The sequence below is a fragment of the Caballeronia sp. GAWG1-5s-s genome (assembly GCF_023631445.1).
Lineage (GTDB): Bacteria > Pseudomonadota > Gammaproteobacteria > Burkholderiales > Burkholderiaceae > Caballeronia.
In genome coordinates this window covers 105,111-131,708 of sequence record NZ_JALQDC010000023.1, presented here as the reverse complement: position 1 = coordinate 131,708, position 26,598 = coordinate 105,111, and the positions used below count along the sequence as shown (strand labels likewise).

Here is a 26,598-nt window from a genome sequence, read left to right as displayed (position 1 = left end):
GTCCGGCGGAAGCGTCAGGCGTGGTCTTCGGGCATCGGCATCAAGAGGACCGCGAATGACGTGACGCCGATCAGAACCGCGAGCGCGCCGTAATCGAGCGCGGCCTGCCTGTCGAAGACAAGGCCGTGCAACGCGACCATGATGCCCGCGAGCGCCACGAAAACCGCGATCGCCGCCGCGACGATGCGCGCTTCGGCTTTGACCATCGCTTTCTCCACGCCGCCTCGTGCGGCTTCTTCATTCTTATGATGGTCGTTTGCAGCGAGCCGCATTTGACCTGAATCAAGTCGTCCGTTGCGCGATCTGGTGTTTTCCCTTGCCCCATTTCGGACACATATATTGGTAGTATCAGGAGCCGGCCGCTCGTATTAAAAACGGCGGTAAACGGCGCACTGCCGCGTGAAGGCGACGGTCATCGAATCGCGCCCGCGCTTGTCCGAATGAACCTGGGAGGCAAGATGAATCAATCAAAATTCAGCGATCCGTTCAGCCAGTTTGCCGCCATGTTCCAGCAGTATCAGCTACCAGGGTTCGACGTCACCGCCATCATGGAATCGCGGCGCAAGGACGTCGAGGCGCTCGCGGCGACCAATCGCGTCGCGTTCGGCGGCATCGAAGCGTTGCGCGACAAGCAGCTCGAAATCCTGCGCCGCACGCTGGGCGATCTCGAGTCCATCGCGAAGCAGATCGCGTCGTCGTCGGGCAAGCCGCCGTTCAACGCGAACGAGGTCGTGGAGCGCGCGCTGCACAACGCGCTCGCCGACATGCAGGACATCGCGCGCACCACGCAGCAGACGCAGGCCGAAGCCTATGCGCTCGTGAGCAAGCGCATGGAGGAAGCGTTGCAGGAACTGAAGGCCGCGGTCGAGAAGCCGCAAAGCTGACGCTCACTTCTTCGGCTGCGTCGTGATCTGAACGATATCGACGGCCACGCGTTCGCGACCGTAACGGGCCGCGAGCGCGGCGAGCCGCTTGTCGACCGCGCGCAGATACTCGGGCTTCGCCTCGCTGTCGGGGCGCGGGGCGTCGAAGAGCGGCGCGGGCGCGACCGTGAGCACGATCATCTCGGCGCCGAAGGGCTTGCCGACCACCCAGTCGCCCATGCTGCCCAGCGTCGCGGTATAGCCCGGCGGCGCCTGATTGTCGCGAGCATGCGCGTTCGGCAGCAGATGCACGACGCTGCCGTCGAGCATGAAGTAATCGACATTCACGTACGAATCGAAGCCGGGAGTCATCAACTCGACGATCAGCGGATCGCCTTCGGTCAGCCGCGTCTGGTTGGATCGCGTATGCACGGACGCGGGCCGGCCCGATTGCCGGTTGGTCGTCCAGTACGGGCCGAGGACCTTGAGCAGATCGCACTTGTCGTCGGCGACCGGCTGCACGCCGAAGTTCGTCGTCCTGACGCCCGGCACGCGCCCGAGCGCGCCCTTCAACTGCGTCAGGCCGTATTGCTCCGACACGAACCCTTGCACGTCCACGGTCTGGTCGTGAACCGACGCAACGAGCGCCGAGCACGGCACGCTCGCAAGGACCGGCGTGACGGCGGCCATCGTGAGCGTCGGCGTCGTGGCGGCGGGGATAGCGGGCGTGATCGCGGGCTTCTCGGGCGTCGGCATAGGTGTCGGCGGAGCGAGCGCGACGGCAGGCGGCGCATTCCCGCCCTTCTTGTGCGCGACGACGTAATACGCTGCTCCTCCGATCAGCGCGAGCGTGACCGCGCCGATCACGGCTCTCGGCAAGCGCGCGGGCTTCGCTTTCGGTGATCGCGACGCGGCCGGCGGCTCCTCGCTGATTTCATCGAGAAACTGCGCGACAGTCGGCGTGCGCGCTTCGCGCTCGAACGCGAGCGCCGCCTTGAGCGCCTTCCATTGCTTGTTGCCGAGCTGCTCGGGACGCTGCGGCTTCATGCCCGCGCTCTTGGCCTGCGTCGCCGGAACGCGGTCGAACGGATGCTTGCCGGTCAATAGCTCATAGGTGATGCAGGCGAGCGCGTAGATATCGTCGCGCGGGTCCGGCTCGCGATGTTCGAGCATCTCCGGGCTCGCGTACGCGGGCGTCAGCGCGCCGAGGCTGCCGGGATCGAACACGGTGGCCTCGCTTTCCTCTTCCGGGCGCTGAATCGCCCGAGCGATGCCGAAGTCGATGACCTTCACTTCCGACGCATCGGTCACGAACACGTTCGCGGGCTTGAAATCGCAATGCACGAAGCCGCGTTCGTGCGCATAGGCGAGCGCGGTCGCCATGCCCTTGAAGAGCGGAAACACCTGCGCGAACGCCATGCCTTTATAGTTCGGCGTCCGAAGCATCCTGGACAGCGGCTGGCCGGACAGATACTCCATCGTCAGATAGACAATGGCGTTATCGCGGTCAAAGTCGTAGACCGTGACGATATTGCGGTGCGCGAGCTGCTGCGCCTTGCGTGCTTCGCGTTGCAGCGCGATCAGCGACTTCGGGTTGCCGCGAAACTGCAGATTCAGCACCTTGATGGCGACATACGGCCGCCTGTCCGACGCCTCCAGCTTGCGCAAATCGAGCGCCTTATAGACGGTGCCCATCCCGCCTATGCCGAGACACTCTTCCAACACGAAGCGATTATTGAGCGTGTCCCCGACGCCCTTCACCTGTTCCGTGTCCGCGAGCACTTGCGTCGCCTGGCCCGATGTCGCGCCGCTCGGGTCGCTGCCCGCGCCCGGCGCGTTGGTCACGCGCGGCGGCAACGGAGGCGGAAAGTCCGGCGGCGCGCGCATGCGCGTTTCGTCATGGCCCGGCTCGAACGCGGTGCCGGGTTCGCCTTCGAAGCGCGTGCGTGCCGTGTGCTCGATGCGGCGGCGGATGGCGGCATAGATATCCGGCGGCAGCGGATTGGCCGCGTGGGCTTCGTCGAGGATCTGCATGAGCCGCGCGGGCGGGCTGCGCTCGGCGGCCAGTGCGCCGTCGACCCCCGCAAAGAACGCGTCGCGCGACCCGCCTTCGCCCCGGTATGCGCGAAGCGATTCTTGAAAGCTAGTCATCTGTGCGACGCGTTGCGGCTCCGGATGAACGTGGTCGGCCGGCCATGCACTTGTCGTAACAAACGCCGGTGGATCGTTCGATACTAGCCTTCGTATCCGGCTTAAGCAAATGGCGTTTTATCCGATGCGCGGCATCGCGCACATGTCTTTCGCAGACCGACACAATTGGTTCGGATGTTGGGTTCGGCGCGGCATTGACGAGCTTTCGCTTCTTCCTCTCATGCCCGGCTCGTCGATGCGCGATTCTCGCAAAAGCCCATGAAACAAGGCACTTTCAGCGTTTCCTGCCGCGACACACGGCGCTTGGCACACCCTATGCATTTAACTGGCCCGAGCAGACATGTTGCTCGAATCCGCAAGCGAACGCGCCATGCGCACCCAAGGAGAACCGCTATGAAGACGCTGACCATCAAAGACCTGCCTATCGCCGAACAACTCGATCGCCGCGCGATGTCCGCCGTGCGAGGCGGCATGGGCTACTTCGTGCCGAGCTTCGACTTCTCGAAGACGTCGCTCTCGTTCAACACGCAGCAAATGGTGCAGCAAGAGCAGAACACGTCGAGCCAGAACGGCGTGAACGTCGCGTTCGCAAGCGACATCGATGCCAAGGTCAAGCCGGTCCAGACCGCGAGCAACTCGAGCACCATCAACATCGGCGGCGGTCTGGGCCTGCTTCGCGCCTGACCTACGAATCTCTTCGCGAGGAGCACCATCATGTCGTCCATCGTCGTAAGGGACTTGTCCCACAGCAAGGAGCTGGACTGCCGCGCGATGTCCGCCGTTTCGGGCGGGCAAGCCTACGGTCCGTATGCGAACGTCAACGTGAACGTCGGCATTCTGCAGAAAATCTCGCAGTTGCAGAACGTGAACGTCAACACGCTCAATGACGTCGGCGTAATCGGCGCGAACTTCGGCGCGCCGTCCATCAACGTGGATCCGAAGCAGTTTGCGAATCTGAAGGCCGCAGTGTTTTGATGCGCCAGATGCATCGCTAATGACAAGCGCCCCCAAGAGCGTCGGCGGCGAAAGGCTTCGGCCTTTCGTCGCCCGTTGGCTTTTGTTAGACGCAACCACGCGCCCGGTTGCTTTCTATACTCAATGGGACGCGGCACTCATCAAGGAGAAGCAGTCATGGCTGTCATCAAGATCAGGGACCTCGCCGACAGCGTCGAGCTGGACCGGCAAGCGATGGCCAGCATCGCGGGTGGCTCGCGCGAGCGCATGCGTTCGTCGTTTCGCATTCTGCATGCAAACCCGCAGCGCGTGGTCGATTACCCCGGCGTGCCGGTGAAAGACGTGCCCGTGCAGCAGCCGGGGCCGTTCGTTCACAAGCTCGTATCGAAATGATTCAGAGCGATCAGTCTGGAACCGCCATCTGACGCGCGGAGGATGTGCTCAACGACCGCGCGCTTCGTTTGACGAGGGCAAGACGCACGCGCTCGCGCATTGACGCGTCGGCGTCGCCGAAAACATGCGTCTTGCCCGCGATCACCGCGCCGACCGGCACACCATCCAGATAGAGCACGCGGTTGCCCGCCAGCGCCGGCACTTTGTCGCCCGGAAGCAGCGTTCCGGCGAGGTTCAGCGGATCCACCGCGCTCAACGCGACCAACGCGCCCTCCTTCGGCCGCCTGCGCATCTCGCGCAAAAGCGGCACGGCCTCGCGCAGCGCGAACTGCTCGCCCGCGAGTCCCGCCACGAAACGCCCGCCGCGTATCTCGCCGCGCGCTTCCAGCCGGTGATAGACGCGCAGCAGCTCGCGCCACGGCGGCAGCCATTGCGCCTCGCGTTCGAGCAGCCGCCAGAACACGACGCCGTAGCGCCGAAGCAGCGCCAGCGCGACGTGCTCCGCATCGCCGCCGTCATGATCGGGGCTTGCGCGACGCAGCAGCGCCCAGCGGCCTGCATCGTCCATTCCGCCGATGAAAAGCCCGCCGCCCGGCCTGCGCGTGCGCCGCGATATCGCGTTGCGCTTGGCGGCGGGCGTGAGCAGCGCGCGCAGGCCCGCGAAGCTGTCGGCGTTTACGAGACCGAGCGCGACGAGTTCGCCGAGCGCGTCCTCCAGTTCGGTGCGCAGCATGCGCGTGTCTGCGAGCAGTTCGTCGAAGAACATCGCGCCGTGCGCCGACAGAGCATCGAAGACTCGCTCGGCACGCGACGACAGCGCGGGCGCTTCGTCCGGGCGCATCAGCGCATTCCACGCCGCGAGCGCGCGTCGCGGCAGCAGCACGATCGGCGTGCCGCGCACGGGACCGCCCGCCGCGCGCATGCGTCCCGCCGGACGCGACCACGTGATCTTCCCGGCGCGGCAGATTTCGTCGAGCCAGATGCCGGAATAATCCGCGATGCGCGCGGGCAGAATCTCGTCCTCCCACGCGACGGCAGGCGCCTCGAAGCCTTCGAGCTGTTGGAGGACGGCTAGCAGCGCGTCGCGACCCTCGCCACGCGCATCGGGCGCGACGCGCTGCCACTCGAACAGGAAGCGCATGAAGTCCTGCCGCTCGACCGGCTCGATCTCGCGACGCAGCCGCCGCACCGTATAGCGATGAATGCGCGCGAGCAGATGGCGCTCGCACCATTGTTCATCGACGCCGGATGTGCCCGATGCATTCGGCATGAAATGGCCGCGCATCACATAGCCTTCCGATTCGAGGCGCGTCAACGCGACCGCGACGGACGACGCCGGCAGCGCCAGCGGCCGCGCGATCTCCGCCAAGGTCAGCGGGCCGCAGCCCGACAGCCGCGCGCGCACGATCTCCACGAGCGCGTCGTCGGCGTTCCAGGCCGCGTCGAAGCCGGGGGGCGGCGTGAGGCGCGGGTGCATCGGCGCGCGTTCGTAGACGGCGCGCAGCAGCGACAGGCGCTCGACGGGCGTCCACAAGCCGTCGTGCTCGGCAATCTGCAGGCGCGTCGCGCGTCCGGCGCGGGCCAGCGCGTCGAGCCATGCAGGCCAGCCGTCGCTCGCGGCGGCTTCGGCGTCCGTCACCCCGGCGAGACTCGTCAGCGCCTCGTGCATTTCGTCGGCGCTCGTCACGGTGGGCCACGCTTCTGCCCGCACGCTGGCGATGGCGTCGGCGTCGAGCGCGCCGAGATCGTCCGTCGAGTGCGGATCGGTCCAGCGACGCGCGAGCACGGCCTGCGTGCGGCGTTCTTCGAGCGGGGCGTCGTCGAGGAAGGCATACGGCCGCGCCGACAGGATCTCGGCGGCGAGCGGCGATGGCGCAGGCAAGTCGCGCGTGACGAGCCGCACGTCGCCCGCCTCGATGCGCCGCAAGAGCGCGAGCCACGCGTCGCTGTCCATTGCATCGTGCATACAATCGTCGATGGTCTGCTGGACGAGCGGATGCGCCGGCACGTCGCGCTCGCCGACGACGTTTTCCGCGCACGCGACCTGATCCGGAAACACGGCCGCGAGCAGGTCCTCGCTTCTCATCCGCTGCAATTGCGGCGCGACCTTGCGCCCGCCCGCGTAACGCGGCAGCGCGAGCGCGTTGGTCGCGTTCCACCGCCAGCGCACGCCGAAAAGCGGCGCGTCGAGCAGCGCCTGAATCAGCACGTGCTCCGCGGTGGCCGATTTCAGATAGCGCCACACGTCATCGAGCATGAAGCTATGGCTGCCGGTCAGCGACAGCACGATCGCGTCCTCGGTCGCCGCCGCCTGAAGCTCGAAGTTGAACGTGCGGCAAAACCGCTTGCGCAGGGCGAGTCCCCACGCGCGATTCACGCGGCTGCCGAACGGCGCGTGAATGACGAGTTGCGTGCCACCGGATTCGTCGAAGAACCGCTCCATGACGAGCGTGTCCTGCGTCGGCAGAACGGAAAGCGCCGCGCGCGAGCGGGCCAGATACTCGACGATTTGCCGAGCCGCTTCCGTGCCGATGCCCGTTTCGTCGGCAAGCCAGCGGACCGCGGTATCGACGCGCGTCTCGGCATCTTGCATCTTGCATGCTGCATCCTGCGTGCAAGAGACCCCGCGCGCGTTCTCGCTCGATGCGAGGCGCGCATCGACGTCCGCGCGCAATCGCGAGATCGCGAACGAAAGCTCATCGCTGCGGCCCGGCGCTTCACCGAGCCAGAACGGAATGTTCGGCGGCTGGCCGTTCGCGTTCTCGACGCGCACGCGCCCGCCTTCGACGCGCAAGATGCGGTACGACGTATTGCCGAGCTGGAAGATGTCGCCCGCAAGGCTCTCGACGGCGAAGTCCTCGTTGACCGTGCCGACCTGCAAGCCTTGCGGCTCGAGCAACACGGCGAAATCCGCGTTATCGGGAATCGCCCCGCCCGACGTCACGGCGGTGAGCTTGCCGCCGCGCCGCGCGCGCAGCGTGCGGCTGACCGCATCGCGGTGCACGTAAGCGGCGCGCACGCCTTGGCGCCCCGTGTAGCCTTCGGCCAGCGTGCGCAGCACGGCGTCGTAGCGCGAGCGGTCCAGCGTCGCGTACGGATACGCGCGGCGGATACGATTGAAGAGCGCATCCTCGCCCCACTCGCGGCACGCGACCTCGGCGGTGATCTGCTGCGCGAGGACGTCTAGCGGCGCGCGCAGAACCGTGAGGGCGTCGAGCTCGCCGCGCCGCACGCAGTCGACGAGCGCGGCGCATTCGATGAGGTCATCGCGCGAAGTCGGAAAAAGCCGTCCTTTCGGCACGCCGCCGACATGGTGCCCCGAGCGCCCGACGCGCTGCAGAAATGCGCCGATGGAGCCGGGCGAACCGATTTGGCATACAAGATCCACATCGCCGATATCGATGCCCAGTTCCAGCGAAGCGGTGGCGATCAGCACGCGCAATTCACCGCGCTTCAGACGCTGTTCCGCGTCGAGCCGATGCTCCCGCGCAAGGCTGCCGTGATGCGCAGCGACGGCCTCCTTGCCGAGCCGGTCCGTCAGATGCCGCGCCGCGCGCTCGGCCATGCGCCGCGTATTCACGAAGACGAGCGTCGTGCGATGCTGCGCGGACAACTCCGCGAGCCGGTCGTAGACGCGCTCCCACATGTCGTTGGACATGATCGCTTCGAGCGGCATCGGCGGCAGTTCGAGCGCGAGATCGCGTGCGCGCGCGTGCCCCACGTCGACGATGTCGCATAAACGGCCTTCCCCCGCGAGAAACTTCGCGACGAGCTCGATGGGCTTCTGGGTCGCCGAGAGTCCGACGCGAACGGGCGCCGCCGCGCCGCGCTCCTCGCACAGCGCGTCGAGCCGCTCCAGGCTCAGGCTCAGATGCGATCCGCGCTTGCCGCCCGCCACGGCGTGTATTTCGTCGACAATCACGGTGCGCGTGGTCGATAACATGCCGCGGCCGGAGTCGGACGAAAGCAGCACGTAGAGCGATTCCGGCGTCGTGACGAGGATATGCGGCGGGCGCTTCTTCACCGCGTTGCGCTCCTGCTGGGTGGTGTCGCCGGTGCGCACGGCGGCGCGGATCTCCGGCGCGGCCGCGCCCATCTCCTGCAACTCGCGGGCAATGCCGGCAAGCGGCTCTTCGAGATTCACGCGGATGTCCTTCGACAGAGCCTTGAGCGGCGAGACATAGACGACGCGCGTCTCGTCGGGCAAGACGCCGCCGCCCGCGATGCCGTCGCGCACGAGCTCATCGAGCGCGGCGAGGAAGGCGGTGAGCGTCTTCCCCGAACCGGTGGGCGCCGCGACGAGCGTGGAGCGGCGGGCATGAATGAGCGGCCACGCGCGCGCCTGCGCGGCGGTCGGCGCTGCGAAGTGCGCGCGGAACCAGTTGACGACAGCGGGATGAAAGCCCGCGAGGGCGTCGTCGGGCGATGTAGAGTCGGCGGTCATCGAGACATTCTAGGGGTGGTTGCGAAACCGCGTTTTGCATTCTGCATGCCGTTTTCGGACAGATCCCATGCGACCGGGCGTTGATTGCGACCATCCTACGGCCGTCCCGGCTCGCCTGCCGCCGCTTCTCCTTCTTTTGCATATTGCATTCATGATTGTCATCAGCCTGCTTTCCGACCACGCGCCCGGCGCGCTCGCCAATCATCGCCGGTATGCTCGCACCCACGGTTACCGCCACGTCGAGATGGACATGTCGGAACTGTCCGGCAGCAGCGCGCACGTGCTCTGGATGTTCAAGTACGAAACGCTGCTGCAATGGCTGAACCAAGCGGAACCCGGCGCCATCATCATGCTGTTGACGCAGAACGCCGCGATCATCGGCGCGCTGCCGTTGGCCGAGTTGCTCGAAGGCCGCGACTGGCTTCTCACCTGCGAGGACTCGACGCATCCGCAGACGGATATTCAGATATGGCGCAATACCGAAGACGTTCGCCGCAAGCTCTATAAGCTCGTGACCCACTGCCGGTTCAGCGTCGAACTTCCCGCGGAAGAAGGCATGCTGCTGCAAGCTTTCGAGTCAGTGCACGGCCGGAGCATGATCGGCCGAGTTCATGTGACCTTGCCCGCTGCGGCGTCGCTTCAAAGCGTGTGGACCACTTGGCCCGCTTTCTCGCTATGCATCCGCGAAGAGCCGCAGCATCGGCGGTTTCGCACGGCGCTGTTCGCGCATATCAATGCATGCATGGCGCGGGGCCTGTCGTTCCTGTCCTTCCTGGGCGGAGAAACGGATGGAACGTGCGCACAGAGCGTTTATCAGCCCGGCCAGTCGATTGCCGTGGTCACGCTTTATACGCCGAATGTTGCTCGCTACGGGCGCATGGCAGAGGCTAATTTCAGGCGCTATTGCGCGCGTCATGGCTATACGCTGTATGTTCACCGCGAGATTCCGGCGCATCTGAACGACGGCAAGACAGCGGGCAACTGGCTCAAGCCCGCTCTCTTGCGCGAATATCTGCCGCATCACGAATGGGTCTTCTGGGTCGATGCCGACGTGCTGTTCAACGACATGAATCGCACACTCGAATCCATCATGCAGGGACAGGACGCGCTATTCGCCCGCGACGTCGGCACCTGGACGTTCAACTCGGGCATCATGGGCTTTCGTCGCACGCAAGCCAACTACGACGCGTTCCATCACATTCTGCACGAGTGCTCGCAACTCGACGACAAATCGAGTGTCTATGCGAATAAGGGCGATCAGTACTTCTTCATTCGCGAATACGAACGACATGCGGACTTCGACGCGACTCGCATCGCGTCGTTCATCTCGTGGAACACGCCATGGATCTACCGGCGTCCCGACAGCTTCATGGTGCATTACATCGGCATGTGGGAAGACAACAAAGCCTTGCTGATGGATTACGATCTCGCGCAGTCCGCCATGTAATGAGCCGCGGCTGCGGTTCTGTCAAAACTTCGTCGCGAGAACACAAGTATGATGTTGCGCGACGCTTCCACATTCTTTTCGCTTCTCAGGGGCGCGCGCTCGATACGCCCCTGAAATTCACTGCGTTCCCTAACAGGACTCCGACCTAGCCGAATCACTCGCATCAAGCCGCAAGCCGACGCTCGACCCGAACTTTCACCGCAAGGAGAAGCAATTGAACGACGACGTCCAAGGCAAGACCGCGACGCACACCCCTCTCGCTCCCGACGTGCTGCGTAATATCGACGCCTATTGGCGCGCCTGCAATTACCTCTCCGTCGGCATGATCTACCTGCGCGCCAATCCGTTGCTGCGCGAGCCGCTCAAGCCCGAACACATCAAGCGACGTCTGCTCGGCCACTGGGGCTCCGACCCTGGCCAATCGTTCGTGTGGGTGCATCTGAACCGCCTCATCAAGCGCGACGATCTCAACGTCATGTTCGTCTCCGGACCCGGCCACGGCGCGCCCGCGACGCTCGCGAACTCGTATCTCGAAGGACATTACTCGGAGATCTATCCGGACCGAAGCCCTGACGAGCGCGGCATGTTGCGGCTCTTTCGCGCGTTCTCGTCGCCGGGCGGCATCGGCTCGCATTGCACGCCGGAAACGCCGGGTTCCATTCACGAAGGCGGCGAACTCGGCTACAGCCTGTCGCATTCTTTCGGCGCGGCCTTCGACAATCCCGACTTGATCGTTGCGACGATGGTGGGCGATGGCGAAGCGGAAACCGGTCCGCTCGCGACCTCTTGGCATTCGAACAAGTTTCTCAATCCCGCGACCGACGGTGCAGTGTTGCCGATTCTCCATCTGAATGGGTACAAAATCGCCAATCCGACCATCCTCGCTCGTATTCCGCACGACGAACTCGAAGCATTGTTCAAGGGCTATGGCTATGCGCCGTATTTCGTCGAAGGCGATGAACCCGAGACAATGCATCAGTTGATGGCCGCGACGCTGGAACGCTGCATCGACGACATTCGTGCGATACAGCAGCGCGCCCGCGAAAATCCTGCCGATGTGACGCGTCCCCGCTGGCCGATGATCGTGCTGCGCTCGCCGAAAGGCTGGACAGGTCCGAAGGAAGTGAATGGTCACAAGGTCGAAGGCTTCTGGCGTTCGCATCAGGTGCCCGTGCTCGATCCGGCGACGAACTACAAGAGTCTTGCTGTGCTCGAAGACTGGATGCGAAGCTACAAGCCGGAAGAACTCTTTGATGAAGACGGACGCCTTGTCGAAAGCCTGCGTGAACTCGCGCCGATGGGCGGCCGGCGTATCAGCGCAAATCCGCACGCAAACGGCGGCTTGCTGCGGCAAGCGCTCGATATGCCGGATATCCGCGATTACGCCTTCGAAGTCGAAAGCGCGGCAAGCGTCTATCATTCGCCGACGATGGTCCTCGCAACCTTTCTGCGCGATGTGATCCGTCGCAACATGCACAGCTTCCGTCTCTTCGGCCCGGATGAAACGGCAAGCAACAAGCTCGACGGCGTGTATGAAGCATCCGGCAAACGCTGGCTCGCGCAAATCAAGCCCGAAGACGCCGACGGCAGCGCGCTCGCAACAGATGGCCGCGTGATGGAGATGCTTTCCGAGCACACGCTCGAAGGCTGGTTCGAAGGCTACGTATTGACGGGCCGTCACGGCCTCTTCGCAACGTACGAAGCGTTCGTGCATGTCATCGATTCGATGTTCAATCAGCACGCGAAATGGCTGGAGAAAGCGAAGAACGAGCTCTCGTGGCGCGCGCCTGTGCCGTCCATCAATCTGCTCATCACGTCGCTTGTCTGGCGTCAGGACCATAACGGCTTCACGCATCAAGATCCGGGCTTTCTCGACGTCGTCACCAACAAGAGCCCGGAGGTCGTGCGTATCTATCTGCCGCCGGATGCGAACTGCCTCTTGAGCGTGGCGGATCATTGCCTGCGCTCGCACGACTATGTGAACGTGATCGTCGCGGACAAGCAGCCGCACTTGCAGTACCTGAACATGCAGGACGCGATGGTGCATTGCGCGAAAGGCATCGGCATATGGGACTGGGCATCGACCGATCAGAACCACGAGCCGGATGTGGTCATTGCATCGGCAGGCGATATCGCGACCATGGAAGCCCTCGCCGCCGTCGAGATTCTCAAGACGCAATGCCCTGACCTGAAGATCCGCTTCGTCAATGTGGTGGATCTGTTCCGGCTCATGCCCGACACCGATCATCCGCACGGCTTGTCCAATCGCGATTTCGATTCGCTTTTCACGCGCGACAAGCCCGTGATCTTCAACTTCCATTCGTATGCGTCGCTCGTGCACAAGCTCACGTACAACCGCACGAATCACGACAACATGCACGTGCACGGGTACCGCGAACGTGGCAACATCAATACGCCGTTCGAACTCGCCATCATCAACGGTGTCGATCGCTACAGCCTCGCTATCGATGTGATCGACCGCGTGCCGGGGCTTTCTAGCACGGCGGCGCATACGAAGGAAATGCTCAAGAATCAGATCATCGAGAGCATTCGCTATGCGCATGAGGAAGGCATCGATCGGGACGAGATCCGCGAATGGACGTGGAAGGGTTGATGCGATGACACAAGGGATCGTGGTGTTGAATAGCGGCTCGTCGTCGCTGAAGTTCGGCGTGTTCGTGCCACGCGGTAACGACGAGCAGGCATGGCTCACGGGCAGCGCGAAAGGCATCGGGCGCGAGAATGGGTCGCTTTCCATGCGCTCGGCGGATGGCAACATCGATATCTCGCAGGATCACCTGATGGAGTCGCAGCACGACGCATTGCAGCGCGTCGCCGATGCCCTTCGCGAACACTTGCACGAGCCGCTTGCGGCGGTGGGGCATCGCGTCGTGCACGGCGGCCCGCGTGTGCGCGCGCATTGCGAACTGACGCCGGAGGTGAAGAAGCGCCTCAGCGAAGCGGTTGCATTCGCGCCGCTGCATCTGCCGCAGTCGCTCGCATTGATCGACGAAGCGCAACGCATCTTCTCTGGCATGCCGCATTTTGCATGCTTCGATACCGTGTTCCATCGCACGATGCCGGAACGCGCGACGCGCTTTGCGTTACCGCGGGACTATGCGGAACGCGGCGTCGTGCGTTATGGATTTCACGGGCTGTCCTATGAGTACATCGTGAGCACGCTGGGCGACGCGGTGCCCTCGCGCGTCGTGATCGCTCATCTCGGGTCCGGCGCGAGTCTCTGCGCGCTGAAAGACGGCCGTTCCGTCGATACGTCGATGGGCATGACGCCGACAGGCGGCATCCCGATGGCGACGCGAAGCGGCGATCTCGACCCGGGCGTGATGATTCATCTGCTGCGCAACGAATCGCTCGACGCCGACGCGCTGGAAGCGCTCGTCAATCGTTCGAGCGGCCTCAAGGCGCTGTCGAATTCCGACGACGACATGCAGACCCTCCTCGCCCGCCGCGATCAGGGCGATGCAGACGCGACGCTCGCGATCGACGTGTTCTGTGACGCCATCCGAAAGACCATCGGCGCGTATGCGGCCGTGCTCGGCGGGCTGGACCTGATCGTGTTCAGCGGCGGCATTGGCGAGCACAGCGAGGCGATTCGCGCGCAGATACTGGAAGGACTGGCGTTCCTGAATGCGCCGCATCGCGTCGTGCCTACCGATGAGCAAACGCAGATCGCGCGTCATTGCCGGCGCTTGCTTGCCGGCTGACTCTGTGCTGATCGCATGCTGTACTATGCATCTTGCATGCAGCATGCAGGATGCAAAACGCCCGGCAGCAGTCATGCTTGCCGGGCGCTCGCGTACCGCTTAAGCCTTAACGCGCACTTGCAGCATGGTCTCGCTGCCGCAACGCCTCCGGCAAGCCGAACAGCAACAACAGCGCACAGACGACGCTCATCGCGCCGATTGCATACAGCGCGGGCGTCGTGCTGCCGGTGACATCCCGAATACGGCCGACCATCACCGGGCTCACGATTCCGCCCAGCTGCCCGAGCGTGTTGATGAGCGCGATGCCGCCCGCCGCGCCAGCGCCCGTCAGCAGCTTCGGCGGCAATGCCCAAAATGCGGGAATCGAAGCGATGACGCCCGCGCCCATCACGCCGAGCGCGACGATCAAGAACGTCGTCTGCTTGTCGAATGCGCCTGCCGCGAAGAAACCCGCCGCCGCCATCAAGAGCAGCGCGCAGACGAACTTGCGGCGTTCGCCGGATGTGTCGGACATGCGCCCCACGACGACCATGCACACCGCTCCGCAAATATACGGAACCGCCGTCAACAAGCCGATGATCGTCGGATTATGCGTACCCGCCGCGCGGATCAGATGCGGCGCCCAGAAGTTGAGGCCGTATGACGCGATCTGGATCAAAAAGTAGATGAGGCCGAGCATCAGAAAGCCGGGTGTACGGATCGCACCGAAGAGCGAATGACCCGTCGTCGTCGCCTGACTTTGCGTCGCGATCTGGCTCTTGAGCGTGCTCTTCTCCGCGCTGGTGAGCCACGCGGCATCGTCGATGCGGTCCTTCAGCACCTTGAGTACGAGCACGCCCAGCAGCACGCAAGGCAAGCCGCCGAGCAGGAAGAGCCAATGCCATCCCGCGATGCCGAGCACGCCGTTCATATGCCCGAGCACGAGGCCCGACAACGGTGCGCCGACGAGCCCTGAGAACGCCGATGCGAGAAACAGCAAGGACGTGATACGCCCGCGATAGCTCGCCGGAAACCACAAGGTCAGGTACAGCACGCCGGGCGCGAAGCCGGCTTCCATTGCGCCGATGACGAAGCGCAGCGCATAGAACTGCCATTCGGTCTGCACGAAGACCATGAGCGCGGTCGCGATTCCCCACGAAATCATGATGCGCGCGATCCAGCGCCTCGCCCCGACCTTGTACAGCAGCAAATTGCTAGGCACCTCGAATAGGACGTAACCGATCACAAAGAGGCTTGCGCCGAGACCGTAGGCGGTGTCGGAAAAGCCGAGCGTGCTTTGCAACTGAAACTTCGCGAAGCTGATGTTGATACGGTCGAAGAACGCGAACAGATAACACAGCATGATGAGCGGCATGAGCCGCCATGCCACTTTGCGAACGATGTCGCTCGTATTCTGCAGTGCCTGCGGCTTGTCCGCCGCGGATACGCTTAGGTCGCTCATGAATGTCTCCTTGTTTGTCCGTCCGTGATCGGAATTGTTATCGGACAGGCTGCTCAAATGGCTCGCTATGATGGGGTAATCAATCGGGCACGGGATGCAGGTCGCTATTGCGCCCGGCCTTCGCCACTTGCCCCGGCACCTCATGGCCGACGAGCGCAGGCAGCGTGCGGGACAGCGCGATCAGTCTCTCCAGTTCGATGCCCGTCGGAATGCCGATCTCGTCGCACATGTTCACGAGGTCTTCGGTGCAGATGTTGCCGGACGCACCGGGGGCGAACGGGCAACCGCCCAGCCCGCCTAACGCGGCATCGAAGCGTCGCGCGCCTGCGTCGTATGCGGCCAGCACGTTGGCGAGTCCCATACCGCGCGTGTTATGGAAGTGCAGCGTCAACGCGGCAGCCGGAGCAAGTTCGAGCACGCGTGATACGACGCGCTCGACCTGACGAGGATTCGCCATCCCCGTCGTATCCGCCAGCGTGATTCCTTCGATGCCCATCTCGCGATAGCTGCGGACAATGGACACGACGCGGTCTTCATCGATGTTGCCTTCGAAAGGACAGCCGAACGCCGTGGCCACCGTGCCATTCAGACTTATATTCGTTGTCCGAACTATCTCCGCGAAGGCATCGAGCGATGCTTCGCAACTCATGCGCATGTTCGCGCGATTGTGCGTCTGGCTTGCCGACATCACGAGGTTCAGTTCATCGGCTCCTGCCGCGACCGCGCGCTGCGCGCCCTTCACGTTCGGCACCAGCGCGACGTACACCACGCCCGGCGCGCGTCGAATGCCGTGGAAGACCGCATCGCCATCGCGCAGTGCGGGAATCGCCTTGGGCGAGACGAACGAGCCCGCCTCGATGCGCGCGAAGCCGCACGCCGAGAGCCCGTCGATCAGCGCGATCTTGTCTGCGGTCTCGACCCATTTCGCCTCGATTTGCAAGCCGTCGCGCGGCGCGACTTCCTGCACGATCAACTGTTCGCTGTAATTGCGCGTCATTGGACGGCTCCTTCCGCGCGCAGCCGTTGCACGTCGCTTTCGTCGAAGCCGAGAGAAGCGAGCACGCTTTGCGTGTGCTCGCCGAGAGCCGGGCCCTGCCAACGCACTTCGCCTGGCGAGTCGGAGAGCTTCGGCACGATGCCCGGCATCTTCACCGATACGCCGCCCGGCAAGCTCGCCTGCAACAGCATGTCGCGCGCCTGATAATGCGCGTCGCCGATGATGTCCGCGACCGAATAGATGCGGCCCGACGGCACATCCGCGTCTTCGAGCGCGGCCAGCACGTCGTTCATCGCGTGATGCTGTGTCCACGCGCCGATCGCCTCATCGAGCATCGCGCTCTGGCGCACGCGGCCATCGTTATGAGCGAGCGCGGGATCGTCGGCGAGATCGGGGCGGCCGATGACCTTCATCAGGCGCTTGTAGATGGGATCGCTGTTGCCCGCGATCACCACGAAGCCGCCGTCTTCCGTGCGGTACGTGTTCGACGGCGCGATGCCCGGCAGCGCACCGCCGCTTCGCTCGCGCACGTGTCCGAGCAAGTCGTATTCGGGAACCAGGCTTTCCATCAGGTTGAACACGCTTTCGACGAGCGATACATCGACGACCTGCCCGTCGCCCTGCCCCGTCTTCACGCGCAGCAGCGACATCAACGCGCCGATCACGCCATGAAGCGACGCGAGCGAATCGCCCAGACTGATGCCGACGCGCGACGGCGTGCCGTCCGCGTCGCCGGTTGTATACCGAATGCCACCCATTGCCTCGCCGATCGCGCCGAAGCCCGGACGATCGCGGTATGGACCGTTCTGTCCATAGCCAGAGATGCGAACCATCGTGAGTTTCGGGTTTATTGCATGCAAAGCGTCCCAGCCGAGCCCGAGTTTTTCGAGCGCGCCCGGCCGCATGTTTTCGATGACGATGTCCGCATCGGCGGCCAGACGCTTGATGACGTCCGCCCCGTCGGGCGACTTGAGATTCACGCAAACGGACTTCTTGTTGCGCGACTGGAGATACCACCAGAGCGACGTGCCCTCGTGAAGTTTTCGCCATTTGCGAAGCGGATCGCCGCCATTGGGCGCCTCGATTTTGATGACTTCCGCGCCGAACTCGGCCAGCATGCGCGCGGCAAACGGTGCGGCAATCAGCGTGCCGATCTCGATCACGCGAATGCCCGTAAGCGGTCCGCTCATGTTGCTTGTCTCCGTGAATGTATCGTTGAAGACAAGCTTATGGGCGGCGCACGCACCGCGTCCAACCGCATTTCGGCAAGCACCGTTCGCCAAATGCGAACGCTCGGCGCTCAGCGCTGCGCGGCTTCTATCGAACGAAGATGGTCGTATAGCAGCCGGCTTACCGGCGAGAGCGCCGTCGCATCCCGCACGACGATGATGAGACTGCGCGCGGCCCACGCTTCGTCCAGCGGAACGGCCGCGAGTCCAAGTTGCCGCCCCATCGCCTCGAACACTGCGAGCGGCAACACGCCGACGCCCATGCCGGCCTGCACCATGCGGCACACGGCATCGAAGCCCGGCACGTGAATGCGCAGCCGCAGCGGCTTGCCCGCCTGCCGCGCGGCGAGGTGCGTGCGCGCGTTGATGGAACTGGCCGAATGCAGGCCGATGTGATCGAAGTCGAGCGTATCGGCGAAGGACACGCATTCGCGCGTGGCGAGCGGATGATCGCCGGGCGTGACGATAATCAGCCGGTCATGTCGATAATGCGTGCTTTCGAGGCCGCGCGTATCCGCATCGCCCGAACAGATGCCGAGATCCACGAGGCTGTCCAGCACGCCATCCACAATGCCGCCGCTCGGCCGTTCTTCGAGATCGATCTTGATCTGTCCGTGCGCGGCGGAGATCGCGCGCAAGTCTTCCGGCAAGAACTCCACGATGGCCGAGAGGTTCGCCATCATGCGCACGTAGCCGCGCACGCCGCTCGCATGCTCGGCCAGTTCGATGCCGATGTTCTCGACATCGCGCAGCACGCGGCGGGCGTGATGCAGCAGCGTCTCGCCGGCGGGCGTCAGCGCCATGCCGCGCGCCTTGCGTTCGAAGAGCGCGGCGCCGACGGCCTGCTCCAGTTCCAGCAGCCGCTTGCTGGCCGCCGACACTGCGATGGCCTCGCGATCCGCCGCACGGGTGAGCGTGCCTTCCTCGAAAACCGCGACGAAGAGTTGAAGTGTCGTGAGGTCGAGACGCCGCAGCAGGTTCTTGAGCGCCATGACCGTTCAGCGCGCGTACTTGAAGGTTCCCTGCGCGCTCGCGATCATCACGCGATCGTCCACCCACGCCTCGCCGCGCGCAAAGTAGACGGAGCGTCCCTTGCGCTCGAGAAAGCCTTTGGCCACGACCTTATCGCCGATGCCGCGATCGAGGTAATTCACCGTGAGCGAGAGCGTGAAGCCGTGAATGGGCGCGGATGCCGTCGTGAAGAGACCGGTGTAGCCGCAGGCGGCATCCAGCAGCGTGGCAATTGCGCCGCCCTGCAAGATGCGCTGGCGGTTGAGATGGCCTGCATGTATCGGCATCGTGAATTCCGCGTAGCCGTCGCGCCACGCGGTCAGTGTCGCGCCGAGTGCTTCGAGGAAAGGATTGTCGAGATCCAGATTCGCCAACTGTGCGCCTCCCTGCGTCAGTGCTTCTTCGTCGCGTCGACTTTTGAGCTTGGGAGGATTGTGCCATCGCAGGGCCGCGCCTGCGCGCGCCGGCCCCGGCAAGGACGACGCAGGTTCAGCGCAGACGAGGTTTGAGGTGAAGCGCGATGAGCGTCAGCGTGGCGAGCTTCGTCAGGCATTCGACGGTCGAGAGAATGGCTAGCCACGGCGCATGCCCGAACTCGCCGGGCAGTTCGGGCGCGATGGCGAGCACGCTCGTGACGCACACGAACAACAGCAGATAGCGCGCGAAGCGCCGCCCGCGCAGCGCAAGCCCCGCGATCAGCATCAGGAGCGCCTTGGCCGTCAGCACGGCGGCGATCTGTTGACCGCGGCTGTCGGCGTCGATTTCCCACGGCACTTCGAAGAGCGACCACGCGACCATCACGCACGTCGAGGCCGCGAGTGCCCGGCGCAGGCGGTCCGCGTCGTTGCGCGCGTCGATGAACGAGCGTCCGCGCACAGGCGAGTCGATGCGATGCGCACGGTCGTCGATTTCCAACGAAACAGTGGACAGGGAAGGCGGCAATCGTGGCTCGACTGCCGCGTGTTCATCGACGTGCATCATACGGCGCTCCAGTCGATACGCGTAGCAGACGCGCAAAGGCGCGGTCAGGCGTTTCATGCGGACAGTTCCACATGCGCCAGCGTAGGCGTTCAGAAAGAAAACGGATTCGAGCGACGCACTGTTTTCTTCTTGCGTCGGCGCAATATCTTCTAACGATGGAATGTGGCGAACCGACCGCGACGACTGCGCGCCTTTTACGATACGCAAATCCGCCGTCCGGCGCGAATTGCCTTTAGCTATCGATATTCGCTGCGCGCCCATTCTCGAATGCCGAATTGCCGCGCAACGAATCGCAGTGCAAAACGCTTAGTTATATCCGCGAACCACGCAGGACTTTTGTTCCTCTTCTGTTTTTTCGCCCGCGAAACGGCCGCATACGTCGGCAACATATTCCGGTTCGGCGCACACCTGGCTGGAGCGGTGGCAAGCCGTTGCAGTCGAGTCGCCCGGCGCCTGCTGATCGTCCATCCATTCTGCAAAATGCGCGTGTTGCGTATTGGATCGAGCATCCATCTTTTGCCTCCTGTTTACACTCGAATAATCGAGACATATTCAGCATGCGCTTCCTCGGGCCAACTGGCCCTAGTGGATTTCATCGATAGACGCGAGGAAAGACGGTGTCGATCATTTAAAGAGCGTCGGCTTAAAGCGTATTCGCGACGTACAAAACAGCATTCCCTAAACGACGTTTTTCTCCACGATCGGCCGGCCTTCCATGACACGCGCCCAACCGAGCGGCGCTAGATCGAGTGTCGTATAGCGGCCATTCAGGATTAGTTCGCTGACGCCGCGACCGGTTGCCGGGCCGTGCTGCAGGCCGTGTCCGCTAAAGCCGCTTGCAAAGATGCAATTGTCGATGGCCGGATGAAAGCCGATTATCGCGTTCTGATCCAGCACGTTGTATTCGTAATAGCCGGACCAGCAGCGCTCGACCCGCAACGCCTCGAACTGCGGCACGCGATGCGCAAGCGTCGGCCAGATCACGTCGTCGAAAAGGGCGTGGTCCACTTCGTCGAGCGGAAGGTCGTCGGGGTCGTTATCCGCCGATGGCGACGTCCCGCAGATGTACGTGCGGCCTTCCGGACGGAAATAGACGCCGGTCGGGTCGATCAGAAGCGGACAGGCGTCGAGCTTCGCCGGCGACGACACATTGAAGATGCTGCGCCGCCGCGCGTGTACCGGAAGGTCGATGCCGAGCATCGCCGCAATGGCACGCGACCACGCGCCGGCCGCATTCACGACCATATCGCATGAATACGCTTCGCCGTTCGATGCGCGCACGCGCGTCGCGCGCCGCCCTTCACGTTCGATGCCGGTCACGTCCGCCGTCACGTAACGGGCGCCCAACGACTGGGCCTTGCGTCGCAACGCCTGCACGAGGCCGTAGCCATCGAACCAGCCCTCGCCACGCTCGCCGAATGCGCCCGCCGCCAAGTCGTCCGTATTGAGCCACGGAAAGCGCGCCCGCAACGCGGCGGGATCGAGCAGCGTGATGTCGGCGCCGAGCGCGCGTTGCATCGCGTGATTTTCGCGCAACGTGTCTTCGCCGCGCGGCGTCGCGAGAAAGAGATAACCGCCTTCGTGCAAGTCGATGGACGGCCGCTCGCCGTTCACTTCGAGCCGCTCGCCGATGTCGCGCAGGAACTCGATGCCGAACAGCGACATGCGCACGGAAAGCGGCGTCGAGAACTGCTGGCGGATCGATGCCGCCGACAACGCAGAGGACGAGCGCGCGTAGGTCGGATCGCGTTCGATCACCGTGACCTGCACGCCCGGGTCCCATGCCCGCAAGAAATACGCGACCGAACTCCCGATCACGCCGCCACCGACGATCACTATCTGTTGAGCCACGCCGCCCCCGTCGCAGTCGTTTGCGTTGAACGCTTCAGCCGAGATTGAAGTCGATGCCCTGCGCGAGCGGCAATTCGGACGAATAGTTGATCGTGTTGGTCGCGCGGCGCATGTAGGCCTTCCACGCGTCCGAGCCCGATTCGCGTCCGCCGCCCGTTTCCTTCTCGCCGCCGAACGCACCGCCGATTTCCGCGCCGCTCGGCCCGATGTTCACGTTCGCGATGCCGCAGTCGCTGCCCGACGCGGACAGGAATCGCTCGGCTTCGCGCAGGTCCGTGGTGAACGCGCACGACGACAAGCCGTGCACGGCCGCGTTGTTCAGCGCGATGGCTTCGTCGAAATCGCGGTAGCGCATCACATAGAGAATCGGCGCGAACGTTTCCTTTAGGACAACTTCTGTTTGCGCGGGCATCTCGACGAGCGCGGGGCGCACGTAGTAGCCGTTCTCGCAGCCTTCGACCGTCACGCGCTCGCCGCCGAAGACCTTGCCGCCCTCGCCCTTCGCCTGTTCCAGCGCGTCCTGCATGCGCGCGAACGACTGCACGTCGATGAGCGGCCCCATCAACACGCCGTCGTTCAACGGATTGCCGATGGGCACTTTCGCGTACAGGTCTTTGAGACGCGCGACGGTTTCATCGTAAATGCTGTCGTGGACGAAGAGACGCCGCAGCGACGTGCACCGCTGGCCCGCCGTGCCGACCGCCGAGAAGAGGATGCCGCGCAGCGCCAGATCGCGGTTGGCCGTCTGCGAGACGATGCCCGCGTTATTGCCGCCGAGTTCGAGAATCGAGCGGCCGAAGCGGCGCGCGACCTCGACGCCCACCGCGCGGCCCATCTCCGTGCTGCCCGTCGCGCTGACGATATCCGAGCGCTTGTCCGCGACGAGCTGCGTGCCGATGTCACGGTCGCCGATCACGACTGCTGCGAGTCCCGGCGGCGCGCTGCCGAACTCGTCGAGCGCTTCGCGAAAGATGCGATCCACGGCGAGCGCGGTCAGCGGCGTTTTCTCCGACGGCTTCCAGACGACGGCATTGCCGCAGACGAGCGCGAGCGCCGCGTTCCACGACCAGACCGCGACCGGAAAATTGAACGCGGAAATGATGGTGCACACGCCGAACGGATGCCACGTCTCCGCCATGCGATGCCCCGGTCTTTCCGATGCGATCGTCAGGCCGTAAAGCTGCCGCGACAGACCGACGGCGAAGTCGCAGATGTCGATCATCTCCTGCACTTCGCCGAGTCCTTCTTGCAGGATCTTGCCTGCTTCCAGCGAGACGAGCCGCCCGAGCGCGGTCTTCTTCTCGCGCAGGCGATTGCCGAGCAGCCGCACGAGTTCACCGCGCCGCGGCGCGGGCACGTTGCGCCAGTGGGCGAACGCGGTGCGCGCCTGAGCGAGCGTGGCGTCGACCTGGGCGGCGGTGTGGCGCTTCACGCGCCCGATGACCTGCCCCGTGATCGGCGACGTGACGGCGAGATCGCCGTCCTCGACGAGCCCTGCAATGCCGAGGTCGGAAAGAATCGATTGAGCGTCCACGGTGGAATCCTCTCGTGCTGCTGCGTTGAACGGTGCGCCGACGTGTTTCTGATCAGAAACTTCGCGCGGTTGCGAGAGACTATACGCGCGGATGCCTCGCGTCACAATGCCGCCAAAATACGGGTTCTCCCGAGGCGCTCCGGCTCGACGGCGGCGCCGTCGACGATCGCGTCGATGTTATTATCGGAAACAAAATTTCCTCGCATCGTGATGACGACCCTACCGACCCGCCAGGCGCCCGAGCAGTCCGCAGCCGATCTCGGCCGCCGCGTCAGACAGGCGCGCGTGGCGCAGGACATCACGCTGGAGACGGCGAGCCGCTTGTGCGGCGTGTCGCGCTCGGCGCTTTCCAAGATCGAGAACGGGCTGATGTCGCCCACTTTCGACGTGCTCCAGAAGATCGTGCGCGGCTTGCGCATCGATCTGGGCGAATTGTTCGGCAACACGAGCGCGCCGAGCGCGAGCGGAAGGCGCGCGCTCACACGCCGCGATCAGGGCCAGCGCCACGCGTATCGCGGCTATCAGATGGAACTGCTCGCCACCGAGCTCGCGCACAAGGCGATGCTGCCGTTTCGCATCCGCATCTCCGCGCACACGCTCGACGCCTTCGACGATTGGGGCCGTCACGAAGGCGAGGAATTTCTGTACGTGATCAGCGGCAGCGTCTGTCTGTACTCGGAACTCTACGCGCCGACGCATCTGAACGCTGGCGACAGCATTTACTTCGACAGCCGTACCGGGCACGCGGCGATCTCCACGAGCAAAGAGGACGCCGAAGTGCTGTGGATGGCCACCGGAGGCGGCGTGCCGGCGGCCCCGGCGTCCGCACCGGATGCTCAGTGAGACGCGACGGGCTTATCACGCAGTCGAAGCCGCATCCGCATCTCGCTCGGCACCATCGTGAAGGCGCAGACTTCGTGGATGTTCGCCGGATCGGTCGCCAGCCGCGCGACGAAGTTCGCCGTCAGCATCGACACGACGAGCCGCATTTGCACCGACGCCAGATGCCGCCCCGGACACACGCGCGGCCCGGCGCCGAATTGCATCCAGGCGCGGGGTTCATGCGTCGGCGCGTCCGAGTCTCCATTTTGCCGACGATCGCGCAGCCAGCGCTGCGGGTCGTAGCGCGCGGCATCGGCGAAATGCCGCGTATCGAGCATGGCCGGGCGATTCAGCATGAACATTTTGGTGCCCGCCGGCAAGCGCACGCCGGACAACTGCACGTCTTCCAGCGGCTCGAACGACAAATACGGCGCGACCGGATGCAGGCGGCTCGCCTCGGTGCAGACGGCTTCGCACGAATCGAGCGCGCGCATCGCGTCGTAAGTCGGACACACGCGCGCGTCGCCGAGCGCGTGGCGGGCATCGGCCGCCACGCGCGCCTGAAGCGCATCGTCGGTTCCGAGAAACAGCAGCGCCCAGGCAATCGACGTCGCCGTCGTGTCTTCGCCCGCCACCAGTAGCGTCATCACGTTGGCGGCGACGTCGTCGTCGGTGATGTCGGCGCCCGGCGCGTCGCGCAGGGCGAGCATCGCTTCGAGCAGATTGCGCGGCTCCTCCTGTGGCTGCATGCGTTCGCGCGCACGGGCCATGAGCGCGCGAATGTAGCGATGCACTTCGGCCATCGCGTGCTCGAAGCGGCGGTCGCGCGGCATCTTCAGATAGCGCCAGTAAGCGAACGGCGCATTCACGCGCGACATGAGCATCGGCAGAAGCAGCGCGAGATGCTGCTGGACGAGGTCGCCTTCCCGTTCCAGCGTGTTCGGGTCTTCGCCGAAGGCGAGCGCGCTCGTCGCATCGACCGTGAAGCGCTTCAGGTCGGCGATCATATCGACGACACTGCCCGAGCGCGCCGCCGCTTCCCAGCGCCGCCGCAGCCGGTCGGTAATGGCCGCGAGCGTCGGATAAAACGCCTTGATGTGCGGAATGGAGAGCGCCTGCATGACGAGGCGGCGTTGCGGCAGCCACGCCGCGCCTTCCACCGAAAAGAGCCCATTGCAGCCGAACTCTTTCAGCACGGATTCGATCGGCTCGTAGCGCCGGTAGCGATGGGGCCGCTCGCGCATCACGGCATGGCTCAGTTCGATGTCCGACCACACCGTGACCGGCGTGCGGCCGAGCCGGAACACGTACGGCGTGCCGAGCTCGGCGGCCCAGCGTTCGAGCGTCAGATGATGCGTCGCAGGCGGCAGCTGATGCAGATTGCCGATGAGCGGCAGACCGCGCGGCGACGGCAAGTCGTGGACTTCACGCGCGGGAGCGATGCGGTCGCGACTGACATGATGGGCCTCGGAAGGGGCTTGATTTGCAAAGGATAGTGCAGGGTTAGCCGATCGAGGGCGTGTGCTGCTTTGCGTTGGCGCGCGTGGTCATCGATGGCGCACTGCGCAGAGGGCGTCAGTGGCTCGGTCGCCTGCCTGCTTTTGAAGACGCGGTTTTCAGCGTGTGTCTTCCTCTCTTAACTTAGCGGAGGCGCAGCGGCTCGACCGTTAGTTGCTTCTCGTAGGGGACTTCATTGAAGCCCTTTTCAATCTCCACTACAGTTCGCCATCCACGCTTTTTCACATCGACGCACGCGCTCCCCCGCGCGTCCAACGGAGAGACCCGACGCATGGCGCACGACACATCCTTCTCCGCATCGCTCGATGCGGGCCTGAGCGGCGCAACCCGCGTGTATTTCATCGTCGGCGATCCGATCGCGCAGGTGCGCTCGCCCTCCGGCGTCACGGCGGCGATGCGCGCGGCCGGCCGCGACGCGATCGTCGTTCCCGCGCACGTCGCGCCGGCCGATCTCGACGCCTTCTTCGCCGGCGTGACGCCAATGCAGAACGTCGACGGCATCATCATCACGGTGCCGCACAAGTTCAGCGCCGCGCGGTACTGCCGCACGCTCACCGGCGAGTCGACGTTCCTGGGCGCGACCAACATGCTCCGACGCAATGCCGACGGTACGTGGCACAGCGGCATGTCCGACGGCGTCGGCATGGTCGCCGCGCTCGCGGACGCAGGCTGCGAGCCGGCTGGCAAGCGCGCGTTGTTGATCGGCGCGGGCGGCGCGGGCTCGGCCATCGGTCACGCGCTGATCGAGGCCGGCGTGGCGTCGCTCGCCATCCGGGATTTCGATGCCGAACGCACCGGCGCGCTCGTCTCGCGGCTCGCATCGCTGGGACGCGGCGCGGTGAGCATCGCCGATGACGGCGACGCGCCGACACACGACATCGTCGTGAACGCGTCGCCAGCCGGCATGCGCGCGGGCGATCCGCTGCCGTTCGACGTATCGCGCCTTCCCGCGACCACGTTCGTCGGCGATGTCGTCACCAAGCCGCCCATCACGCCGTTCATCGAAGCCGCCCGAGCTCGCGGCTGTCCGACGGTCACGGGCACGCAGATGTTCGGCCGCGTCTGCGACGCCATCGTGGACTTCCTGCTGCGCGAGTGAATCGGCGGCTGGCGGAATCGGAGGAGTCTGGTTCAAATAGGCACGGCGCTGCTGCACCATACCGCGGCGCGCGCGCCTCCCTCAGCCGCGCATGCCGGCTGCCGTCGACACATCGGCTCGCCGCCCTTTTCGGGCGGC

At 64.5% G+C, this 26,598-nt stretch carries 22 protein-coding genes; 9 read left to right on the top strand and 13 right to left on the bottom strand.

Annotated elements, in window-relative coordinates; translation table 11 throughout:
* Window positions 1–14 precede the first annotated feature (14 nt).
* Window positions 15–206, bottom strand: a complete 192-nt coding sequence (locus NCR34_RS17155; RefSeq protein ID WP_175941813.1) for a DUF2964 family protein — start codon at window positions 204–206, stop codon at window positions 15–17.
* 252 nt (window positions 207–458) lie between these two features.
* On the opposite strand from NCR34_RS17155, the gene phaP reads away from it, so the two are divergent.
* Entirely contained in the window at window positions 459–884 is a 426-nt protein-coding gene (gene phaP / locus NCR34_RS17150; protein ID WP_250500632.1) for a phasin family protein, read from the top strand.
* Window positions 885–887: 3 nt separating this feature from the next.
* Here phaP and NCR34_RS17145 read toward each other — a convergent pair whose 3' ends face one another.
* A complete protein-coding gene (locus NCR34_RS17145; RefSeq protein ID WP_250500631.1) occupies window positions 888–3,014 on the bottom strand; it encodes a serine/threonine-protein kinase in 2,127 nt (708 codons plus the stop codon).
* A gap of 393 nt (window positions 3,015–3,407) precedes the next feature.
* Here NCR34_RS17145 and NCR34_RS17140 point away from each other — a divergent pair, with 393 nt between their 5' ends.
* The 3 genes from NCR34_RS17140 (at window position 3,408) to NCR34_RS17130 (ending at window position 4,361) form a co-directional block, all read left to right on the top strand.
* Window positions 3,408–3,698 carry a hypothetical protein gene (locus tag NCR34_RS17140; RefSeq protein ID WP_250500630.1) on the top strand — a complete coding sequence of 97 codons (291 nt, stop codon included), beginning with the start codon at window positions 3,408–3,410 and terminating at the stop codon, window positions 3,696–3,698.
* Window positions 3,699–3,728: 30 nt separating this feature from the next.
* Entirely contained in the window at window positions 3,729–3,989 is a 261-nt protein-coding gene (locus tag NCR34_RS17135) for a hypothetical protein (protein WP_250500629.1), read from the top strand.
* 156 nt (window positions 3,990–4,145) lie between these two features.
* Window positions 4,146–4,361: a hypothetical protein gene (locus tag NCR34_RS17130; RefSeq protein ID WP_248323227.1), complete on the top strand. Its 216-nt coding sequence runs from the start codon at window positions 4,146–4,148 to the stop codon at window positions 4,359–4,361.
* A gap of 10 nt (window positions 4,362–4,371) precedes the next feature.
* Here the strand turns inward: NCR34_RS17130 and NCR34_RS17125 are convergent, their stop codons facing one another.
* Window positions 4,372–8,805, bottom strand: a complete 4,434-nt coding sequence (locus NCR34_RS17125) for a DEAD/DEAH box helicase (protein ID WP_250500628.1) — start codon at window positions 8,803–8,805, stop codon at window positions 4,372–4,374.
* A 151-nt stretch (window positions 8,806–8,956) separates the two neighbouring features.
* Between NCR34_RS17125 and NCR34_RS17120 the strand changes: the two genes are divergently transcribed.
* From NCR34_RS17120 to NCR34_RS17110, 3 genes are all read left to right on the top strand, one after another.
* Window positions 8,957–10,252 (top strand): glycosyltransferase family protein, encoded by a 1,296-nt coding sequence (locus NCR34_RS17120; protein WP_250500627.1) that lies wholly within the window; start codon window positions 8,957–8,959, stop codon window positions 10,250–10,252.
* Window positions 10,253–10,466: 214 nt separating this feature from the next.
* Window positions 10,467–12,866 (top strand): phosphoketolase family protein, encoded by a 2,400-nt coding sequence (locus NCR34_RS17115; RefSeq protein ID WP_250500626.1) that lies wholly within the window; start codon window positions 10,467–10,469, stop codon window positions 12,864–12,866.
* A 4-nt stretch (window positions 12,867–12,870) separates the two neighbouring features.
* The gene (locus NCR34_RS17110) at window positions 12,871–13,977 is read left to right on the top strand and encodes an acetate/propionate family kinase (protein WP_250500625.1); all 1,107 of its coding nucleotides are present in this window, start codon (window positions 12,871–12,873) and stop codon (window positions 13,975–13,977) included.
* A gap of 106 nt (window positions 13,978–14,083) precedes the next feature.
* Here the strand turns inward: NCR34_RS17110 and NCR34_RS17105 are convergent, their stop codons facing one another.
* The 9 genes from NCR34_RS17105 to amaB all read right to left on the bottom strand — a co-directional run bounded on the left by NCR34_RS17105 (window position 14,084) and on the right by amaB (window position 23,021).
* Complete coding sequence (locus NCR34_RS17105; protein ID WP_250500624.1) at window positions 14,084–15,418, bottom strand: MFS transporter; 1,335 nt, start codon at window positions 15,416–15,418, stop codon at window positions 14,084–14,086.
* A 79-nt stretch (window positions 15,419–15,497) separates the two neighbouring features.
* On the bottom strand, window positions 15,498–16,415 hold the full coding sequence (locus tag NCR34_RS17100; RefSeq protein WP_250500623.1) for a hydroxymethylglutaryl-CoA lyase: 918 nt from the start codon (window positions 16,413–16,415) through the stop codon (window positions 15,498–15,500).
* The gene (locus tag NCR34_RS17095) at window positions 16,412–17,605 is read right to left on the bottom strand and encodes a CaiB/BaiF CoA transferase family protein (protein WP_250500622.1); all 1,194 of its coding nucleotides are present in this window, start codon (window positions 17,603–17,605) and stop codon (window positions 16,412–16,414) included. The genes NCR34_RS17100 and NCR34_RS17095 overlap by 4 nt, the downstream gene beginning before the upstream one ends.
* A gap of 110 nt (window positions 17,606–17,715) precedes the next feature.
* Window positions 17,716–18,636: a LysR family transcriptional regulator gene (locus tag NCR34_RS17090; protein ID WP_250500621.1), complete on the bottom strand. Its 921-nt coding sequence runs from the start codon at window positions 18,634–18,636 to the stop codon at window positions 17,716–17,718.
* 6 nt (window positions 18,637–18,642) lie between these two features.
* Complete coding sequence (locus NCR34_RS17085; RefSeq protein WP_206468431.1) at window positions 18,643–19,029, bottom strand: PaaI family thioesterase; 387 nt, start codon at window positions 19,027–19,029, stop codon at window positions 18,643–18,645.
* A 115-nt stretch (window positions 19,030–19,144) separates the two neighbouring features.
* A complete protein-coding gene (locus NCR34_RS17080; RefSeq protein WP_250500620.1) occupies window positions 19,145–19,693 on the bottom strand; it encodes a hypothetical protein in 549 nt (182 codons plus the stop codon).
* Between the two features lie 249 nt (window positions 19,694–19,942).
* Window positions 19,943–20,149, bottom strand: a complete 207-nt coding sequence (locus NCR34_RS17075) for a hypothetical protein (protein ID WP_250500619.1) — start codon at window positions 20,147–20,149, stop codon at window positions 19,943–19,945.
* Between the two features lie 165 nt (window positions 20,150–20,314).
* Entirely contained in the window at window positions 20,315–21,487 is a 1,173-nt protein-coding gene (locus tag NCR34_RS17070) for an NAD(P)/FAD-dependent oxidoreductase (RefSeq protein WP_250500618.1), read from the bottom strand.
* A gap of 34 nt (window positions 21,488–21,521) precedes the next feature.
* Entirely contained in the window at window positions 21,522–23,021 is a 1,500-nt protein-coding gene (gene amaB, locus NCR34_RS17065; RefSeq protein WP_250500617.1) for an L-piperidine-6-carboxylate dehydrogenase, read from the bottom strand.
* Between the two features lie 210 nt (window positions 23,022–23,231).
* Here amaB and NCR34_RS17060 point away from each other — a divergent pair, with 210 nt between their 5' ends.
* Window positions 23,232–23,864: a helix-turn-helix domain-containing protein gene (locus tag NCR34_RS17060; RefSeq protein WP_250500616.1), complete on the top strand. Its 633-nt coding sequence runs from the start codon at window positions 23,232–23,234 to the stop codon at window positions 23,862–23,864.
* Here the strand turns inward: NCR34_RS17060 and NCR34_RS17055 are convergent.
* Window positions 23,858–25,258 (bottom strand): cytochrome P450, encoded by a 1,401-nt coding sequence (locus NCR34_RS17055; protein WP_250500615.1) that lies wholly within the window; start codon window positions 25,256–25,258, stop codon window positions 23,858–23,860. The two genes, NCR34_RS17060 and NCR34_RS17055, sit on opposite strands and share 7 nt — an antisense overlap.
* A 374-nt stretch (window positions 25,259–25,632) precedes the next feature.
* Here NCR34_RS17055 and NCR34_RS17050 point away from each other — a divergent pair, with 374 nt between their 5' ends.
* Entirely contained in the window at window positions 25,633–26,460 is an 828-nt protein-coding gene (locus NCR34_RS17050; RefSeq protein WP_250500614.1) for a shikimate dehydrogenase family protein, read from the top strand.
* Window positions 26,461–26,598 lie beyond the last annotated feature (138 nt).

Coding starts and splice junctions, on each gene's coding strand:
- NCR34_RS17090 (WP_250500621.1), bottom strand. CDS start 18,636: ATGGCGCTCAAGAACCTGCTGCGGCGTCTCGACCTCACGACACTTCAA.
- NCR34_RS17145 (WP_250500631.1), bottom strand. CDS start 3,014: ATGACTAGCTTTCAAGAATCGCTTCGCGCATACCGGGGCGAAGGCGGG.
- NCR34_RS17050 (WP_250500614.1), top strand. CDS start 25,633: ATGGCGCACGACACATCCTTCTCCGCATCGCTCGATGCGGGCCTGAGC.
- NCR34_RS17120 (WP_250500627.1), top strand. CDS start 8,957: ATGATTGTCATCAGCCTGCTTTCCGACCACGCGCCCGGCGCGCTCGCC.
- NCR34_RS17110 (WP_250500625.1), top strand. CDS start 12,871: ATGACACAAGGGATCGTGGTGTTGAATAGCGGCTCGTCGTCGCTGAAG.
- NCR34_RS17125 (WP_250500628.1), bottom strand. CDS start 8,805: ATGACCGCCGACTCTACATCGCCCGACGACGCCCTCGCGGGCTTTCAT.
- NCR34_RS17130 (WP_248323227.1), top strand. CDS start 4,146: ATGGCTGTCATCAAGATCAGGGACCTCGCCGACAGCGTCGAGCTGGAC.
- NCR34_RS17155 (WP_175941813.1), bottom strand. CDS start 206: ATGGTCAAAGCCGAAGCGCGCATCGTCGCGGCGGCGATCGCGGTTTTC.
- NCR34_RS17100 (WP_250500623.1), bottom strand. CDS start 16,415: ATGACGCGCAATTACAGCGAACAGTTGATCGTGCAGGAAGTCGCGCCG.
- NCR34_RS17105 (WP_250500624.1), bottom strand. CDS start 15,418: ATGAGCGACCTAAGCGTATCCGCGGCGGACAAGCCGCAGGCACTGCAG.
- NCR34_RS17135 (WP_250500629.1), top strand. CDS start 3,729: ATGTCGTCCATCGTCGTAAGGGACTTGTCCCACAGCAAGGAGCTGGAC.
- NCR34_RS17075 (WP_250500619.1), bottom strand. CDS start 20,149: ATGGATGCTCGATCCAATACGCAACACGCGCATTTTGCAGAATGGATG.
- NCR34_RS17095 (WP_250500622.1), bottom strand. CDS start 17,605: ATGAGCGGACCGCTTACGGGCATTCGCGTGATCGAGATCGGCACGCTG.
- NCR34_RS17060 (WP_250500616.1), top strand. CDS start 23,232: ATGACGACCCTACCGACCCGCCAGGCGCCCGAGCAGTCCGCAGCCGAT.
- NCR34_RS17140 (WP_250500630.1), top strand. CDS start 3,408: ATGAAGACGCTGACCATCAAAGACCTGCCTATCGCCGAACAACTCGAT.
- NCR34_RS17080 (WP_250500620.1), bottom strand. CDS start 19,693: ATGAAACGCCTGACCGCGCCTTTGCGCGTCTGCTACGCGTATCGACTG.
- phaP (WP_250500632.1), top strand. CDS start 459: ATGAATCAATCAAAATTCAGCGATCCGTTCAGCCAGTTTGCCGCCATG.